General features: G+C 60.1%; 14 protein-coding genes and 2 pseudogenes. All 16 read left to right on the forward strand.

Annotated features, from left to right (window positions below; translation table 11 throughout):
- The first annotated feature begins 112 nt into the window (after positions 1–112).
- Positions 113–1,542: pseudogene (locus tag N4R57_06220) on the forward strand (Glu/Leu/Phe/Val dehydrogenase).
- Between the two features lie 380 nt (positions 1,543–1,922).
- Positions 1,923–2,447: a hypothetical protein gene (locus N4R57_06225; GenBank protein UYV38643.1), complete on the forward strand. Its 525-nt coding sequence runs from the start codon at positions 1,923–1,925 to the stop codon at positions 2,445–2,447.
- 218 nt (positions 2,448–2,665) lie between these two features.
- Positions 2,666–3,918 (forward strand): annotated as a pseudogene (locus tag N4R57_06230) (sarcosine oxidase subunit beta family protein).
- A 12-nt stretch (positions 3,919–3,930) separates the two neighbouring features.
- Positions 3,931–4,368, forward strand: coding sequence for a hypothetical protein (locus N4R57_06235; protein UYV38644.1), 438 nt, complete (start codon positions 3,931–3,933; stop codon positions 4,366–4,368).
- A gap of 150 nt (positions 4,369–4,518) precedes the next feature.
- Positions 4,519–4,791 (forward strand): sarcosine oxidase subunit delta, encoded by a 273-nt coding sequence (locus N4R57_06240; protein ID UYV38645.1) that lies wholly within the window; start codon positions 4,519–4,521, stop codon positions 4,789–4,791.
- Positions 4,788–7,733, forward strand: a complete 2,946-nt coding sequence (locus tag N4R57_06245; protein ID UYV38646.1) for a sarcosine oxidase subunit alpha family protein — start codon at positions 4,788–4,790, stop codon at positions 7,731–7,733. Before N4R57_06240 ends, N4R57_06245 begins: the two co-directional genes overlap by 4 nt.
- Complete coding sequence (locus N4R57_06250) at positions 7,726–8,271, forward strand: sarcosine oxidase subunit gamma (GenBank protein UYV38647.1); 546 nt, start codon at positions 7,726–7,728, stop codon at positions 8,269–8,271. The genes N4R57_06245 and N4R57_06250 overlap by 8 nt, the downstream gene beginning before the upstream one ends.
- Before the next feature lie 328 nt (positions 8,272–8,599).
- The gene (locus N4R57_06255; protein UYV38648.1) at positions 8,600–8,902 is read left to right on the forward strand and encodes a hypothetical protein; all 303 of its coding nucleotides are present in this window, start codon (positions 8,600–8,602) and stop codon (positions 8,900–8,902) included.
- Positions 8,903–8,985: 83 nt separating this feature from the next.
- Complete coding sequence (dnaG, locus tag N4R57_06260) at positions 8,986–10,935, forward strand: DNA primase (protein ID UYV39521.1); 1,950 nt, start codon at positions 8,986–8,988, stop codon at positions 10,933–10,935.
- A 149-nt stretch (positions 10,936–11,084) separates the two neighbouring features.
- Positions 11,085–13,073, forward strand: a complete 1,989-nt coding sequence (gene rpoD, locus N4R57_06265; GenBank protein ID UYV38649.1) for an RNA polymerase sigma factor RpoD — start codon at positions 11,085–11,087, stop codon at positions 13,071–13,073.
- A 1-nt stretch (position 13,074) separates the two neighbouring features.
- Complete coding sequence (locus N4R57_06270; GenBank protein ID UYV38650.1) at positions 13,075–13,668, forward strand: hypothetical protein; 594 nt, start codon at positions 13,075–13,077, stop codon at positions 13,666–13,668.
- A gap of 97 nt (positions 13,669–13,765) precedes the next feature.
- Positions 13,766–14,206, forward strand: a complete 441-nt coding sequence (locus tag N4R57_06275; protein UYV38651.1) for a hypothetical protein — start codon at positions 13,766–13,768, stop codon at positions 14,204–14,206.
- A 39-nt stretch (positions 14,207–14,245) separates the two neighbouring features.
- Complete coding sequence (locus N4R57_06280; protein ID UYV38652.1) at positions 14,246–14,662, forward strand: secondary thiamine-phosphate synthase enzyme YjbQ; 417 nt, start codon at positions 14,246–14,248, stop codon at positions 14,660–14,662.
- A 1-nt stretch (position 14,663) separates the two neighbouring features.
- A complete protein-coding gene (locus tag N4R57_06285) occupies positions 14,664–15,191 on the forward strand; it encodes a hypothetical protein (protein ID UYV38653.1) in 528 nt (175 codons plus the stop codon).
- A gap of 168 nt (positions 15,192–15,359) precedes the next feature.
- Positions 15,360–15,827, forward strand: coding sequence for a transcriptional regulator NrdR (gene nrdR / locus N4R57_06290; protein ID UYV38654.1), 468 nt, complete (start codon positions 15,360–15,362; stop codon positions 15,825–15,827).
- A gap of 10 nt (positions 15,828–15,837) precedes the next feature.
- A complete protein-coding gene (gene ribD / locus N4R57_06295) occupies positions 15,838–16,944 on the forward strand; it encodes a bifunctional diaminohydroxyphosphoribosylaminopyrimidine deaminase/5-amino-6-(5-phosphoribosylamino)uracil reductase RibD (protein UYV38655.1) in 1,107 nt (368 codons plus the stop codon).
- Positions 16,945–16,986: the final 42 nt, after the last annotated feature.

The following is a 16,986-nucleotide window of genomic DNA, read 5'->3' on the forward strand; positions in this document are numbered from 1 at the left end:
CGCATTTGCAAAATTGAAACCAGAGTTTGCCATTCTGAGACAAACTGCGACACTTTGTACCGGGAGAGGGGCGAGTCGCGCCCGGACCTGAATTGCGCGAGGAGGTGCTTACATGGCCAATATCAAGGAACCGAGTTTTCGTGAGAGCGTTGATTTGATGTTCAACCGGGCGGTTGCCATCATGGATCTACCGCCGGGACTCGAACAGAAAATCCGGGTCTGTAACGCCACCTATACCGTGCGGTTTGGTGTGCGTCTGCGGGGACAGTTGGAAACCTTCACCGGCTATCGCTCGGTTCACTCCGAACATATGGAGCCGGTCAAAGGCGGCATTCGCTACTCCATGGCCGTCAATCAGGACGAGGTCGAGGCGCTCGCCGCGCTGATGACCTATAAATGCGCGCTGGTGGAAACGCCCTTCGGTGGGTCCAAGGGCGGGCTTTGCATCGACCCGCGGGCGTGGGACGAACACGAGCTTGAACTGATCACCCGCCGCTTTGCCTATGAACTGGCCAAGCGTGACCTGATCAACCCGTCGCAAAACGTGCCCGCCCCCGATATGGGCACGGGCGAGCGTGAAATGGCGTGGATCGCAGACCAATACGCGCGGATGAACACCACCGACATCAACGCGCGCGCCTGTGTGACCGGCAAACCGCTCAACGCCGGCGGTATCTCTGGCCGGGTCGAGGCGACGGGCAGGGGGTGCAATACGCTCTGCGCGAGTTTTTCCGCCACCCCGAAGACGTCAAGAAAGCCAACCTCACGGGCAAGCTTGATGGCAAACGCGTGATCGTGCAGGGCTTGGGCAATGTGGGGTTCCATGCGGCCAAGTTCCTGCAGGAGGAAGACGGCTGCCGTATCACGGGCATCATCGAACGTGACGGGGCGCTGTTTAACCCCGATGGGCTTGATGTCGGCGCGGTTCATGCCTGGCTGGTCAAACACGGCGGCGTGGCCGACTTCCCCGATGCCACCCATGTCGCGGACGGCAAAGCCGTGCTCGAGGAAGACTGCGACATCCTCATTCCCGCCGCGCTGGAAGGGGTCATCACCCTTGCAAACGCCGACCGGATCAAGGCCCCGCTGATTATCGAAGCCGCCAACGGCCCGATCACTGCGGGTGCCGATGACATCCTGCGCAAGAAAGGCTGCGTCATCATCCCCGACATGTATGCCAATGCCGGCGGTGTGACCGTGTCCTATTTCGAATGGGTCAAGAACCTCAGCCATATCCGCTTTGGCCGGATGCAGCGCCGACAGGAAGAAGCCCGCCACCAGCTTGTCGTCGACGAACTGGAACGGCTCGACCGCTACTTGGGTGAGGCATGGTCGATGACCCCCGACTTTAAGGCGAAATATCTCAAGGGCGCGGATGAGCTTGAACTGGTGCGCTCCGGTCTCGATGACACGATGCGCACGGCCTATCAGTCGATGCGCGAGGTCTGGCACACCCGCGACGATGTCGAGGATCTGCGCATGGCCGCCTACCTCGTCTCAATCGACCGCGTCGCCGCCAGCTATCGCGCCAAGGGGCTGTAAGGGCAAAAACGACCCGCGCCTCTGGTAACGAACCACCTCAGGTGGGTGTGTGTTTCCGGGGGCGCAATCGCGGGCAATGCCGGGTTCGAGGCCATAATCACTGATGCTGCGCGAGGAGCCGAGGTCCGCAAGCGTAGGACAGGCAACACTGGTTTGGTTTTGAAGTGGATAACTAACGCTTCTCCGGTAGCTGGGCCAATAAATCAAGTTAGCGCTCAGTTAGAAGAAAGGCTTTTGACTACTTTCTAGATGGTGATTTATGAATGCTTGATCAGGACGGCTGAAACACGTTTGTGCTATAGGTAATTACACAAAGGTTTAATGATCAGATGTGGACGTTTTGGGGTAGCGGGTTCGCGTGGGGCAAAGGCGGTTTGTCTTTGGATGCTGCTTGGCATGAATTCTTACCGGATATGACCGGCCCTTACCCTGATTTCGAGGTCGATGAGGTTCTGAAGCTGAAGTCCTTAAAACTTTCGATAGACCTTAGTGCTGGTGGCGAAAAGGCGGCTCGTGACGAGCTAAAAGAACAGTATCTATTCTTGGGAAAGAGCTTGGATGAGAGCAACCTGCCTGATTTTCAATCCTTAATTTATGTAAATGAAGATCTTATCAGTCTGCGTGTTTACCTTTCCGACGACGAACTAATCGAACTTATAAATGACTTTAAAGCGTTCGGCGCCCTATCTGGCCCTAAACACTTTTGGGGGCATCTGCGTTCGGATGTCATTGCGGGATCTCTGTCGATCGGTGTTCAGCCTGAGGAGAAGCGCAGCTTCCTCGAAGGCGATATTCCGGGGGTAATACCAAGAAGTGCGCCAAGGATAAGCTTCGTTTCGGGAACGGACCTTCCCGTAGCGTCAGATGAAGGCTCAACTCTCACGGCGATGCGTCATCATTTCTGAGTGCTTTGAGCCCCCTTTGTCCCGCAAAGCGGGCACAATCCCAAGCCACACTCGCCCGGCCAACCACCCCTCGGCACCGGACCCGGGCGCAGCAGATGGGCACATCCGGTCGCCCACGAACAATTCCGCGTCGGGATCACGGGTTTCTGACGCTCCCCCCATTGCTACTCTGGTCTGACTTTGCTTGACTGCGAGCGAGACAATTCTTGGGGGCATCCATGCGCTTCTCCGCGCTGAAAATTCTGACCGAAGGGCTGACCGGCAACAAAGGCTGGACACCACATTGGCGCAACCCCGAACCAAAAGCCGAATATGACGCGATCATCATCGGCGGCGGCGGGCATGGGCTGTCGACGGCCTATTATCTGGCCAAGAACCACGGCTTTACCAATGTCGCGGTGCTGGAAAAGGGCTACCTCGGCGGCGGCAATGTCGGGCGCAACACCACCATCGTGCGCGCCAATTATTACCTGCCCGGCAATTCCGAATTTTACTCCCACTCCCTCAAACTCTGGGAGGGGATGGAAGAAGACCTCAACTATAACGCCATGCATTCACAGCGTGGCATGATCAACCTGTTCCACTCCGATGGTCAGCGCGACGCCTATGTGCGGCGCGGCAATGCGATGGTCAACCAAGGCGACGATGCCGAATTGCTCTCGCGCGAAGAGGTGCGCAAAATCCTGCCCTACCTCAATTACGAACAAGAACGCTTCCCGATCTACGGCGGCTTGTATCATCGGCGCGGCGGCACCGCGCGCCATGATGCGGTGGCTTGGGGCTATGCCCGCGGCGCCGATAAACGCGGCGTTGATCTGATCCAGAACTGCGAAGTCACCGGCATCGACATCGAAAACGGTCAGGTGACGGGCGTGCAAACCACGCGCGGAGCGATCAAGGCCAAACGTGTCGGTATGGTCACCGCCGGACGCTCGGGACAGGTGGCGGCTATGGCGGGCATGCGCTTGCCGATCGAAAGCCATGTGCTGCAAGCATTCGTCAGCGAAGGGCTGAAACCTTGCGTTGATCACGTGGTGACCTTTGGCATGGGGCACTTTTATATCTCGCAATCCGACAAGGGCGGGCTGGTGTTTGGCGGCGACCTCGATTTTTACGCCTCCTACGCGCAACGCGGCAACCTGCCCACGGCGGAACATGTGGTCGAAGCGGGCGTGACCCTGATGCCGATGATCGCCAAGGCCAAGATGCTGCGCTCTTGGGGGGGATCATGGATATGTCGCCCGATGGCTCGCCGATCATTGACCATACCCATGTCGAGGGTTTGTTTCTCAATTGCGGCTGGTGTTACGGCGGGTTCAAGGCGGTGCCGGCCTCTGGCTGGTGCATGGCGCATCTGATGGCCACCAACCGGCCGCACCCCTATGCCGAACGCTTCCGCCTTGACCGGTTTGAAACCGGGCGCGGGTTGCTGGACGAAGAAGGCACCGGCAGCCAACATAATTTACATTAGGAGACGTTTTATATGGTCCGCTTTTCGATGTTTCGCCGCGCGTTGATGGTTGTCTGCGCTCTTGCCCTTGTGGCGTCAACCACGCCCGACAAGGCGCAGGCAGGGCCCAAAGCCTCCTCGGCGCAATTGCAACGCACCATCAATATCGTCGTTTCCCGCGCCAAACGCGGCGAAGGCCGCCCGATCTCTCGTGGCGTCACCCTGCGCAAAGTGCGCCAGCATGGCGATATCGTGATGTTCGATATGACGCTGACAGACCCGGTTCTGATCGCCGCTGGCCGCAAAAACCCGGCCCTGTTGCAACGTGAGTTCATCACCAAAATGGGCGCGAACTTCTGTCGCAAAGGCAAAGGCACGCGGCGCTTTATCGATGCTGGTGGCGAAATTCAGATCATCCTGGCCGATGCGCGCCGCAAAATGCTCGCCGGGGGACGCCTCACCAAATGCTGACAACATCCCGCCCCCTCGCACCGAAGCCGTTTTCTTTGAAAGAAAACGGATCGGAAAATGTCACATTTTCCGACAGTCGAATTCTTCCAAAGAATTCGAACCGGAATTTTCCAAAAATTCCGCTACCCGCCCAATTGCAACGAGGCTCTCATGCGCATTGACTGCCCCCTTTGTGGCGCCCGTGACCGCCGCGAATTCACCTACAAGGGCGCCGCCCTCGCGCTTGACCGCCCCGCACCCGACGCGCCGCTCGAGGCATGGAACGACTACCTGCACATCCGCGACAATCCCGCCGGTGAAACCCGCGAACTCTGGTATCACGAGAGCGGCTGCGCGGCGTGGCTGGTTGTCACCCGCAATGTCTCAACCCATGAAATCACCGCCGTTGAGCTCGCCCGCTCAGTTAAGGAGGTCGCGTCATGAGGCTCCCCTCCGGCGGCCAGATCGACCGCAGCAAGTCCCTCCGCTTCACCTATGATGGCCACAGCTATCATGGCTTTCAGGGCGACACGCTTGCCTCTGCCCTGATTGCCAACGACATCCGCGTCGTCGCGCGCAGCTTCAAATACCACCGCCCGCGCGGCATCATGACCGCTGGCTCCGAAGAGCCCAACGCGCTGGTCACCCTCGGACGCGGCGCCGGGCAGGAGCCAAACCTGCGCGCCACCACGCTCGAGCTATATGACGGCCTCTCGGCACGTTCGCAAAACTGCTGGCCCTCGGTCAATTTCGACGTGATGGCGCTCAATGACCTCGCCGCGCCCTTCTTTGGCGCGGGCTTTTATTACAAGACGTTCATGTGGCCGCGCTCCTTTTGGGAAAAGCTCTATGAACCCGCCATCCGCCGCGCCGCCGGACTTGGGGCGCTCTCTCGCGATCCGGGGGCTGATACCTATGATCGTGGCTTTATCCATTGCGATCTCTTGGTGATCGGCGCGGGGCCAACCGGCCTCATGGCCGCGCTAGAGGCTGCGCGCGCCGGGGCCGATGTGCTGCTGGCTGACGAAGACGCGGTTCTGGGCGGTCGCCTCAATTCCGACGTTACCGAAATTGATGGCCAGCCCGCCGCCGCATGGGCCGCTGGTGTCGCAGAGGAACTGGCCAGCCTGCCCAACGTCCGCCTGATGCCACGCTGCACGATCACTGGCGCTTATGATCACGGCACTTTTTCAGCGATCGAGCGCAGCGCCATGCATCTCGCCGCACCCGGCAAAGCCCCGCGCGAAACCTTCTGGCGCATCGCCGCCACCCGCGCGATCCTTGCCAGCGGCGCGCTTGAACGCCCGGTTGCGTTTCAAAATAACGACCGCCCCGGCATCATGATGGCCTCGGCCTTGCGCAGCTATGTCAACCGCTACGGCGTCAGCCCCGGTCGCGCCGTCACCGTCTTTGGCAACAACGACAGCGCCCATGACACCGCCCAAAGCCTTATCGCCGCCGGGGTCCATGTCGCCGCCCTGATCGACAGTCGCCCCAATGCCAGCACCACTCTGGATGTGCCGTTCTATCGCGGCCATGTCTGCGCCACCGAAGGGCGCAAAGGCGTCGAAGCGATCTCGATCGCCACTCTTACGGGCATCGAAAAGGTGCAAACCGATTGCCTTGGCGTGTCGGGCGGCTGGAACCCCTCGCTGCACCTGACCTGCCATATGAACGGGCGGCCCGAATGGAACGACGCGATTGCGGCCTTCGTGCCCGTGCCCGATATGGTCCCCGGCCTGACCGCAGCAGGTGCCGCCAACGGCGCATTCTCAACCGCCGCCGCGCTGGCCGAGGGGCAGGGTGCAGCACGCGCCGCGCTCGCGGCTCTTGGCCTCAAACCCGCCAATACCCCCTTGCCGCGGGCCGAGGATGGCACATATGACATCGCCCCGCTCTGGTCTGTGCCCGGCAAGGGGCGCGCGTGGCTCGACTTCCAGAACGATGTGACGGTCAAGGACGTGAAGCTCGCAGCACAGGAAAACTTCGCCTCTGTCGAGCATATGAAACGCTACACAACCCAAGGGATGGCGCCCGATCAGGGCAAGAACTCCAACGTGAATGCGCTGGCGATCTTGGCCGATGCCACGGGCCGCTCGATCCCCGGCACCGGCACCACGACCTATCGCCCGCCGTTTGTGCCCACCACCATGGGCGCGATGGCCGCCGGTGCCTCGGGCAAAGGCTTCGCCCCCGAACGCTTCACCACGTCGCATGCGGCCAGCGTTGCCAGCGGCACGCCGATGATCGAAGCGGGCCTGTGGTATCGCCCGTCCTATTTCCCCGCCCCCGGCGAAACCACATGGCGGCAATCTTGTGACCGCGAGGTTGGCTACGTCCGCAACAGCGTCGGCATCTGCGATGTCTCGACCTTGGGCAAAATCGACATTCAAGGGCCGGATGCGGCGGCACTTCTCGACCTTGCCTATACCGGCACCTTCTCGACCCTCAAACCGGGGCGCACGCGCTATGGGTTGATGCTGCGCGAGGATGGCTTTGTGATGGATGACGGCACCACCGCACGGCTTGGCGAACACCACTACCTGATGACGACCACAACCGCCGCCGCGGGCGAGGTGATGCGCCATCTGGAGTTCATTCGCCAAGGGCTGTGCCCCGATCTTGATGTGCAGATCATGTCGGTCACCGAACAATGGGCGCAATTCGCCGTCGCCGGGCCGCAATCGCGCGCGCTTATCAACCAACTGCTGGATAAGCCCGTCGATAACGACAGCTTCCCCTTCATGGGCTGCGGCGCGGTAACTCTGCGCGGGAGCAAAGGGAGCGAAGGGATCGCCGCGCGGCTCTTTCGGATCTCCTTTTCCGGTGAACACGCCTATGAAATCGCCGTGCCGGCCCGCTATGGCGAAAGCCTGTTCCGGTCTCTCAGATCCCGTGCCGAGGCGCTGGGTGGCGGCGCCTACGGGATGGAGGCGCTCAATGTGCTGCGCATCGAAAAAGGCTTCCTCACCCATGCCGAAATCAATGGCACCGTCACCGCCTATGACGCCGGCTTGCAAGCGATGGTCAGCCAAAAGAAAGACTGCATCGGCAAAACCGCCTCCGAACGCCCCGGCCTGTGCGAGCCGACCCGCGAGCGTCTTGTCGGGCTGAAACCGGTTGGCGCGGTCAAACAACTTACCGCTGGCGCGCATCTCTTTAATGCCACGGACGAGGCCATTCGCGAGAATGATCAAGGCTATGTGACCTCGGTCGCCTATTCGCCGACGCTGGGTCACTACATCGGGCTGGCCTTCCTTAAAAACGGCCCCGAAAGGATTGGCGAGAATATCCGCCTCGTCGATCACCTGCGCGGGATTGAAACAACCTGCGAGGTCTGTGACCCGGTTTTCTTTGACAAGGACGGAGGGCGCGCACGTGGGTGAGCTGACAGCGAAAACACCTCTCGACGGCATGGAACCGCGCACCATAGGGGGCGTGACACTGGCCGAAGTGACCCATCAGGCGATCACCTCTCTCGCGCCTTTCGCAGGGCAGGAGGGGGGCGTGTCCGACGCGCTTAAATCGCAAATCGGCGCGGCATTTCCAAAACCCGGTCGCACCACGGGCAAGGCTGGCAACCGCGTGGTCTGGTCCGGCATGGGGCAGGCATTGGTGCTGGGCCCGTCGCTTGCGGCGATTTCGGGCGCGGCGATGACGGATCAATCGGACGCGTGGACGTGTGTTGCGCTCTCGGGCGAAGGCGTGCGCGACGTGTTGGCACGGCTCACCCCGCTCGACGTGAGGGATGGTGCGTTCAAAACCGGCCACGCAGCCCGCACCGAGATCGCGCATATGAGCGGCCTTATCCTGCGCGTCGGCGCGTCACGGTTCGAGGTGATGGTGTTCCGCTCAATGGCGAAAACTCTGTTGCATGATGTTGAACGCGCAATGGGCTTCGTCGCCGCGCGAACCGATTTCTGACACAGAAATCGGCCAAAATTCCGACGCGGAATTTTCCACCGCCCGTTGCTACCGTCGCCACCAAAAATCCGCGACGGATTTTTGGTCGTTTTCTGCGACAGAAAACGACACCACCGTTCGCGTCGTTAACTTAATTTTCGGTTAAGATTTTCTGCGTTGCGGCGGTGCACGGATGTCAGCCGACTGTCAGCCGGACATCACCCCCTCCGCGTTGCTGCATCGCGGCGCGGTTAACCCGCTCACGAAGATTCAAGGTGAAACCCCGTGCAAGGCAGGCTAAACAAGCGCAAACTCTGACCTGCTATCAACGACCGACCGGAGACCGACAATGCGCCCTCTCATCGCCGCCGCCCTGATCCTCGCTATCGCCACACCCGCGCTGGCCGAAACCAAAAGACAACGCGAAAAACGGTGCACAGCCCAAAGCGAACTTGTCGCTCAAGCCGTTGAAATGCGTAGCAAAAGAAAGTCCGAAGCCAAGACCAAAGCCGCCCTGCTTGAAACCGCAGACGAGTCGCTCGCCCCCTCGGTCCCGATCCTTGTCGGCTATGTCTACACGCTCAATCGCAAAGACCTCAAAGCCGACATTCCCAAAGCATTCCGCGAACAATGCTCGGCCTTCAAACCGTGAACGCTTCTCTAGCTGACCTTGTAGAACCGCGCGCCCGACCCCATACTACCCAACATGTCGCTGCCCCCGGATTCCTTGACGAACTGCGCACCCGCACCTCGCTTGTCGATGTGGTCGGACGCAAGGTCATGTGGGACACGCGCAAGTCCAATCAGGGCAAGGGTGACATGTGGGCGCCATGCCCCTTTCACCACGAAAAAACCGCGTCTTTTCATGTGGATGACCGCAAGGGCTATTACTATTGCTTTGGCTGCCACGCCAAGGGGGACGCCATCTCTTTCGTGCGCGAAACCGAGAATGTCAGCTTCATGGAGGCCATCGAAATCCTCGCCGGAGAGGCCGGATTGCCGATGCCCGCCCGCGACCCCAAAGCACAGGAAAAAGCCGACCGCCGGACCGAGCTGGTCGACGTAATGGAGCAAGCCGTCCATTACTTTCGCCTGCAACTCAAAACCGCCGCCGCGGCCCCCGCACGCGACTATATCGACGGGCGCGGTCTCAAGCCTGAAACGCTTGAGAAATTCGAGATCGGCTTCGCCCCGGACGGCTGGCAAAACCTCTGGGATCACTTGAAAAACAAAGGGGTTGAGGATCAGATGATCCTCGACTGCGGCCTTGCCAAACCCTCCACCCGCGAGGGGTCGCGCCCCTATGACACCTTCCGCAACCGCATCATGTTTCCGATCCGTGATCCGCGCGGGCGCTGCATTGCATTCGGTGGCCGGGCGATGGACCCGAACGACAATGCCAAGTATTTGAATTCGCCCGAAACTCTGCTCTTTGACAAATCCCGCACGCTTTATAACCACGCCCCCGCCCGCGAGGCCGCAGGCATGGGCCAGCCGCTCATCGTCGCCGAAGGCTACATGGACGTGATCGCCCTGTCCGAGGCCGGTTTTGGCGCCACTGTCGCCCCCCTCGGCACCGCTGTGACCGAACATCAAATCGCCCACCTCTGGCGCATCACAGACGAGCCGATCATCGCCCTTGACGGCGACACCGCCGGCCTGCGCGCCGCTATGCGGGTGATCGACATCGCGCTACCCTTGTTAGAGGCCGGCAAATCCCTGCGCTTCGCTCTTATGCCCGAAGGCAAAGACCCCGACGATGTGATCCGCGCCGAAGGGGCAGGGGCCATTCAAACCCTGCTCGACACCGCCCAACCGATGGTCACGCTGCTCTGGCAGCGCGAGACCGAAGGCCGTGTCTATGACAGCCCCGAGCGTAAGGCCGCGTTGGATAAAGCCTTGCGCGAAAAGATAAAACTGATCCAGGACCCCTCGGTGCGCCAGCATTACGGCCAAGCCATCAAGGATCTACGCTGGCAGCTTTTCAATCCGCGCCGCCCCTCCACATGGAAGCCGTGGAAGCCCGGTCAGAAACCCGGCCAGACGCCGCAAGTCGAAACCTCCACGCGCCATTCTGCCCTCGCCGGACAGAGCGTGCGGTCGCTGCTGTCTGCCGCTGATGAAGATCAACTCGACCACCTGCGCATCTCGGTCATCCTCGCCGTGCTCATGGCGCATCCCGGCCTTTTGCATATGTTTGAGTCCGATCTCTACGCCCTCGACACGCCCGATGCGACGCTCGCCCGCATCCGCGACGTGCTAATTCAGGCCGCCGCCGAACGCAGCGAAGAGGAGTTGGCAAGTTTTTCCCCCGATATTGACCCGTCAGATATTGAAAAACTGCTTTCGCAACCGCATCTCAGGGTGGTCTCGGCGCTGAACAAGCCCGACGATACCGAAATCGCCACGCAAACGCTGCGCGAAGAAATCGCCAAACTCAAAGCCCGCCGCGCCCGCCGCGCCGAAGTCATGGAGGCCGAAAGCGATATCGGACAGGTCGCGGATGAGACGCTGACATGGCGTCTGGGGCAGGCCGCCGAAGCCCGCAATGCGGCGGAACACGGCGGTCAGGACGACAAGACGCAATACGACACCGGTGCCAACGGCGCGCGAATCAATCGCGAAGAACGTGACGCCTTTGAACAGCTTCTGAGCAAGATCGGCCATCCCAAACCGCCGGGTTAGGCTGATATTAACGCCGCAGAGGCAAAGAAATCAGGGTTAACGGGTGGCCGAATCACTTTCACACCCCCATGATTCGTTATATTGCGAATCACCCGCCGTGTGCAGCTGGCGAATCAGCTGCCCGGAACAGGACTGAGCAGGAGCATTCTATGGCCGCCAAGGACACCGAAGATCGCAAGCCCGACGACGCCGAGCAGGAAACATCCCTCGACATGAGCCAGGCAGCGGTCAAAAAGATGATCGCCGAGGCCCGCGAGAAGGGCTACATCACTTACGATCAGCTAAACCAGGTGCTCCCCCCTGAGCAGGTCTCCTCGGAACAAATCGAAGACGTGATGTCGATGCTCTCCGAAATGGGCATCAACATCATCGAAGATGAAGAGGCCGAGGAAGAAGAGCAGAAAAACACCGAGCTTGTTACCGCTGGCCAAAAGGGCGAGCTGACGCTTGGCTCCGGCACCGCCGAGAAGCTTGACCGCACCGATGATCCGGTGCGCATGTATCTGCGCGAAATGGGCTCTGTCGAATTGCTCTCCCGCGAGGGCGAAATCGCCATCGCCAAGCGGATCGAAGCCGGCAGAAATACAATGATCGCAGGGCTTTGCGAAAGCCCGCTGACCTTTCAGGCGATCACCATCTGGCGTGACGAATTGCTCTCCGAAGACATTCTTCTGCGCGATGTGATCGACCTTGAAACCACCTTTTCGGGTCAACTTGATGACGACGAAGAAGACGACAACACTCCCGTGGTTGAAGCCGCGAACGTCACCTCCGCCCCCAAGAAGGAAGACGATCAGCCCGAGCTTGACGCCGACGGCAACCCGATCGCCAAGGAAGACGACGACGATGACGAGGACGAACAGGCCAACATGTCGCTCGCCGCGATGGAAACGGCCCTCAAGCCCCGCGTGCTCGAAACGCTCGACCGCATTGCCGACGACTACACCATGCTCGCCGAGATGCAGGACAGCCGGATTTCCGCGACCCTGAATGAAGACGACAGCTTTTCCGACAAGGAAGAGAAAACCTATCAAAAACTGCGCGCCGAGATCGTTGAACTGGTCAACGGGTTGCACCTGCACAACAACCGGATCGAAGCCCTGATTGATCAGCTCTACGGCATCAACCGCCGCATCATGCAGATCGACAGCGCCTTCGTAAAACTCGCCGATCAGGCGCGGATCAACCGCCGCGAATTCATCGACGCCTATCGCGGCCGTGAACTTGACCCCAATTGGCTCGAAGAAATGGGCCAAAAGGCCGGTCGCGGCTGGCAGATGTTCTTTGAACGCTCCGCTGACAAAGTCGAAGAACTGCGCGCCGACATGGCGCAGGTCGGGCAATATGTCGGCCTTGATATCCCTGAATTCCGCCGCATCGTAAATCAGGTTCAGAAGGGCGAAAAAGAAGCCCGTCAGGCCAAGAAAGAGATGGTCGAAGCGAACCTCCGCCTCGTCATTTCGATTGCCAAGAAATACACCAACCGCGGGTTGCAATTCCTTGATCTTATTCAAGAAGGCAACATCGGCCTGATGAAGGCCGTGGATAAATTCGAATACCGTCGCGGCTATAAATTCTCGACCTATGCGACATGGTGGATCCGTCAGGCGATTACCCGCTCGATCGCCGATCAGGCCCGCACCATCCGTATCCCGGTCCACATGATCGAAACGATCAACAAGCTGGTCCGCACGGGCCGCCAGATGCTCCACGAAATCGGCCGCGAACCAACGCCCGAGGAACTGGCCGAGAAGCTGCAAATGCCGCTCGAAAAGGTCCGCAAGGTGATGAAAATCGCCAAGGAGCCGATCTCGCTGGAAACCCCCATCGGCGACGAGGAAGATTCACAGCTTGGCGATTTCATCGAGGACAAGAACGCCGTCTTGCCGCTGGATTCCGCCATTCAGGAAAACCTCAAGGAGACCACCACCCGCGTGCTCGCCTCGCTCACCCCGCGTGAGGAACGCGTGCTGCGCATGCGCTTCGGCATCGGCATGAACACCGACCACACCCTCGAAGAGGTCGGCCAGCAGTTCTCCGTGACCCGCGAACGTATCCGTCAGATCGAAGCCAAGGCGCTGCGCAAGTTGAAGCACCCGTCGCGGAGCCGGAAGTTGCGGAGTTTCCTGGATCAGTAGGGTGGGTAACCTGGTAACTTTTGACTGGAATTGCATACTTTCTATTGAAAATGGCGACGCTAATTTCGATTCAATCCAGTTATTGATTGACGCTCATCATTCTGGGGGGATTGAAGTCGGTCTACTTGCAACCTCGGCTTCCGAGAACATGCGCGGTACGAAGGGATTTCCGGGTAGCTATCTCATATTTGAAAAGCGACTTGCCCGTTTGGGCTTGTCTGATTTTCCGATTATACCCGCGCCTGGTGTCATTGGCTTAACGTTCATCGGGCATAGTTATTGGTGCGACGAAGAGACATACGAAAACCTTTCAAATAGCCTTTGGGATGTCATAGCGCCAAGACAAAAGAACTTCGTAGAGGAGTGGGTAGTTGTAAAAGACCGCGCACCCACTGATGACGAGTTTCAAAGTAGTGAGTTTGCTAAGTATAGAAATGCTTGGTGTGATGTTCATTCTGCCTATTGTCATGTGGCTGAGGAGCGAGATTATTTCATTACCTCAAACACAAAAGATTTTCCTCCCGACGGTGCGGCGCTTTCTCAACTTGGTCTTCTTGCTCTTACACCTGAAATGGCGGTTGCTCGGTTACTTTAACAAGACTTAGCTTCGGAAAATTGACCTCCGCCAATCGTGATTTGCCTCTCTCAGCCCACCGGCGGCATACTGCCGCCAAAGGAGAAGGAGCCACCCCATGCACCCCACGCGCCCAATTCTGACAGCGATCTTCGCCGCAACGCTTGCCGCCCCGGCCAGCGCCTATACGGCGAGCAACGGTCTCACCGTCGTGCCCGCGCCCGGTGGGTTCGAGGTGGTCTCGGGCGTCGGTTCTGGCCCGCGTCAATTCTGGTGCGCCGCCGGTGACTATGCCCGCCGGGTCGAGCGTAGCGGCACCAACCGCCGCATCTTCATCGCCGGCCCCCTCGGCCCCAGCAAAACCGCGCCGGGCCGCACCAGCGTGATCTTCACCACTGCGCCCAGTGCCGCCTTGGCAAACGGTCCGCGCCTCGGTGACAATGGCAACTATTCGGTCCTTCTCAAAGCCGCCGGGTTCAGCCTGACCACTGGTCACGCCGAAGGGTTCTGCGCTGACAATTGGGAAGACCTGAGCGAACGTCGCCCCTCCAATTGGTAAGGCTTGAAGCCTGCCGCGCACTGGCCCATTCTGCCTCCTATGCAGAGCGAATTTACCATCCCCACACGCGGGCAGGGGCTTTATGAATTTACCCCCCACGTCACCGACTGGCTAACAGGGCAGGGCGACGGGCTGCTGACGCTTTTTGTGCGTCACACCTCCTGCTCCCTGCTGATACAGGAAAACGCCGACCCTGAGGTGCAAACCGACCTGCGCGCCTTTTTCCACCGTCTTGTGCCGCCTACGTCCGACGCTTCGATGGCTTATCTCACCCACACTTACGAAGGCCCCGACGACATGCCCGCCCATATCAAGGCGGCCATGATGCCGGTCTCGCTGTCTATCCCGGTGCAAAACGGGCGGGCTGTTCTGGGCACATGGCAGGGGATCTACCTTTTCGAACACCGCAACGCGCCGCATCATCGCCACGTCGCAGCGCATTTTTCAAAGGATTGATATGAAACAGATTTTCCTTGGTCGCGCCACCGTTCTTGCCGCCATTCTCGCCACGTCTGCCGCAACCTCTGCCCAGTCCCAATGTGCCTCCGAGGCGCAGACATTCCTGTCCTGCACTCTCGAGAAATCGGGCAAAACCCTCTCCGTCTGTGTCATGGGCAATACCGCAACCTATCGCTTCGGCCCCAAGGGCGCGCCAGAGCTCACCCTGTCCACCCCGCTAGATCGCCTCGACTATCGCCCGTGGAATGGCGTCGGCAGCTCCATTTGGGAGGAGGTCCGCTTTGCCAATAACGATGTGACCTACGCCGTCTACGGCTCGATCCTGCGTATGGCCGCGGACGATGGGGATGGTCCCAATCTGTCCGCTGGTGTCGAGGTGCTGCGCGGAGAGACCAGCCTTGCCAACCTGTCATGCGATCAGAAATCGGTTGTTTTCCCATGGAACGAGACGATCTCTGACGCCAAACGCGCCGCCGGGCTGACGTGGGATCGGCCGAGCCAAAGCTGGCGTGCAGGCGGCGAATGACCCGCCCCGCCGCGCAATGACAACAGTTTTGCAACATTCCCCCTGTCCTTCATCTTGGGGGTCTCTTTGCCCTCTACCCAAACCCTAGAGGCTGCCCTATAGTGCGTGTGGATAACTGGGGCGCAAGACCCCAGTGTTGAGGCAGAGAACAAGAATAGGGGATAGGCCATGCGCTGCCCGTTTTGCGGAAATGTAGATACACAAGTGAAAGATTCCCGGCCCGCCGAGGATCATGTTTCCATTCGTAGGCGGCGGTTTTGCCCGGCCTGCGGCGGGCGTTTTACCACCTATGAGCGTGTGCAACTGCGCGACCTCATCGTGATCAAGAGCAACGGCAAACGTGAAGATTTCGATCGTGACAAGCTGGAACGCTCGATCCGCATTTCGATGCAGAAACGGCCGATCGACCCAGAGCGCATCGACCAGATGATCTCGGGGATAGTGCGCCGTCTTGAAAGCATGGGTGAAACCGACATTCATTCCAAAGCGATCGGTGAGATCGTGATGGAATCTCTGGCGCGGATCGACACCGTCGCTTACGTGCGGTTTGCCAGCGTTTACAAGAATTTCCAGGCGGCTGATGATTTCGACAAATTCGTCAGCGAGCTGCGCCCAGACGTCCAACCGGAAGAGTGAGCCAGACCGCGTGAGCGACGCCGATAAACGCTTCCTCGCCCTTGCGTTATCGCTGGGGCGGCGTGGGATGGGCCGCACATGGCCCAACCCCTCGGTTGGCTGTGTTATCGTCAAGGATGGCCGCATTGTCGGGCGCGGTGTCACCGCGCCGGGCGGGCGCCCTCATGCCGAACCTAGGGCGTTGGATCAGGCGGGCGCGGCGGCACGTGGCGCAACGGCCTATGTCTCGCTTGAACCCTGCGCCCACCAAGGGCACACGCCGCCCTGCGCCCAGACGTTGATCGATGCCGGCATTGCGCGTCTTGTCGCCCCGCTCAAGGACAACGACCCGCGCGTCTCCGGGCAGGGCTTCGCCATGCTGCGCGATGCCGGGGTCACGGTGTCCACCGGTTTGCTGGCCGAAGAAGCGGCGCGCGATCACGCCGGGTTCTTCCTGCGCAGCGCTCATAACCGCCCCTTCGTGACCCTCAAACTCGCGACCAGCTTTGATGGCCGTATCGCAACGGCCACGGGGCAAAGCCAATGGATCACCGGGCCTGAAGCCCGTCGCGCTGTCCATGCGATGCGCGCGCGCCATGATGCGGTGATGGTCGGCGGCGGCACGGCACGCGCCGACGATCCTTCGCTGACCGTGCGTGAATTGGGCATGGCGCAACAGCCCGTGCGCATCGTCGCATCGCGCCGCCTTGATTTGCCATTGATGAGCCGCCTTGCCCGCACCGCCCGCGACATACCGCTGTGGCTGGTGCATGGTCCTGACGCCGATCCGGCGCTGCACAAAGCATGGGAGGGGGTCGGCGCGCGGCTGCTTCCGGCGCGGCTTGCGGGGGGGCAACTTGACCTCACGTCGGTGCTTGGCGCTCTGGCCGATGCCGGTCTGACCCGCGTGTTCTGCGAAGGCGGCGGCGGCATGGCTGCCTCGCTTCTCGCTGCCGATCTGGTGGATGAGCTTGTCGGCTTCACCGCCGGTCTCGCTATTGGTGCCGAAGGTCTGCCCGCCATCGGCGCGCTTGGCCTTGCCGACCTGACCGAAGCACCGCGCTTCAAGCTGTTGGAAACACAGGCCATCGGCCCCGACGTGCTCCACCGCTGGACCCGCGCAAAGACCGAGGGATAAACACCCTAACGCCCGCGTTTTACCCCGCCGTCACACCTGTCG

Source organism: Rhodobacteraceae bacterium D3-12 (assembly GCA_025916135.1).
Taxonomy (GTDB): Bacteria; Pseudomonadota; Alphaproteobacteria; order Rhodobacterales; family Rhodobacteraceae; genus JAKGBX01.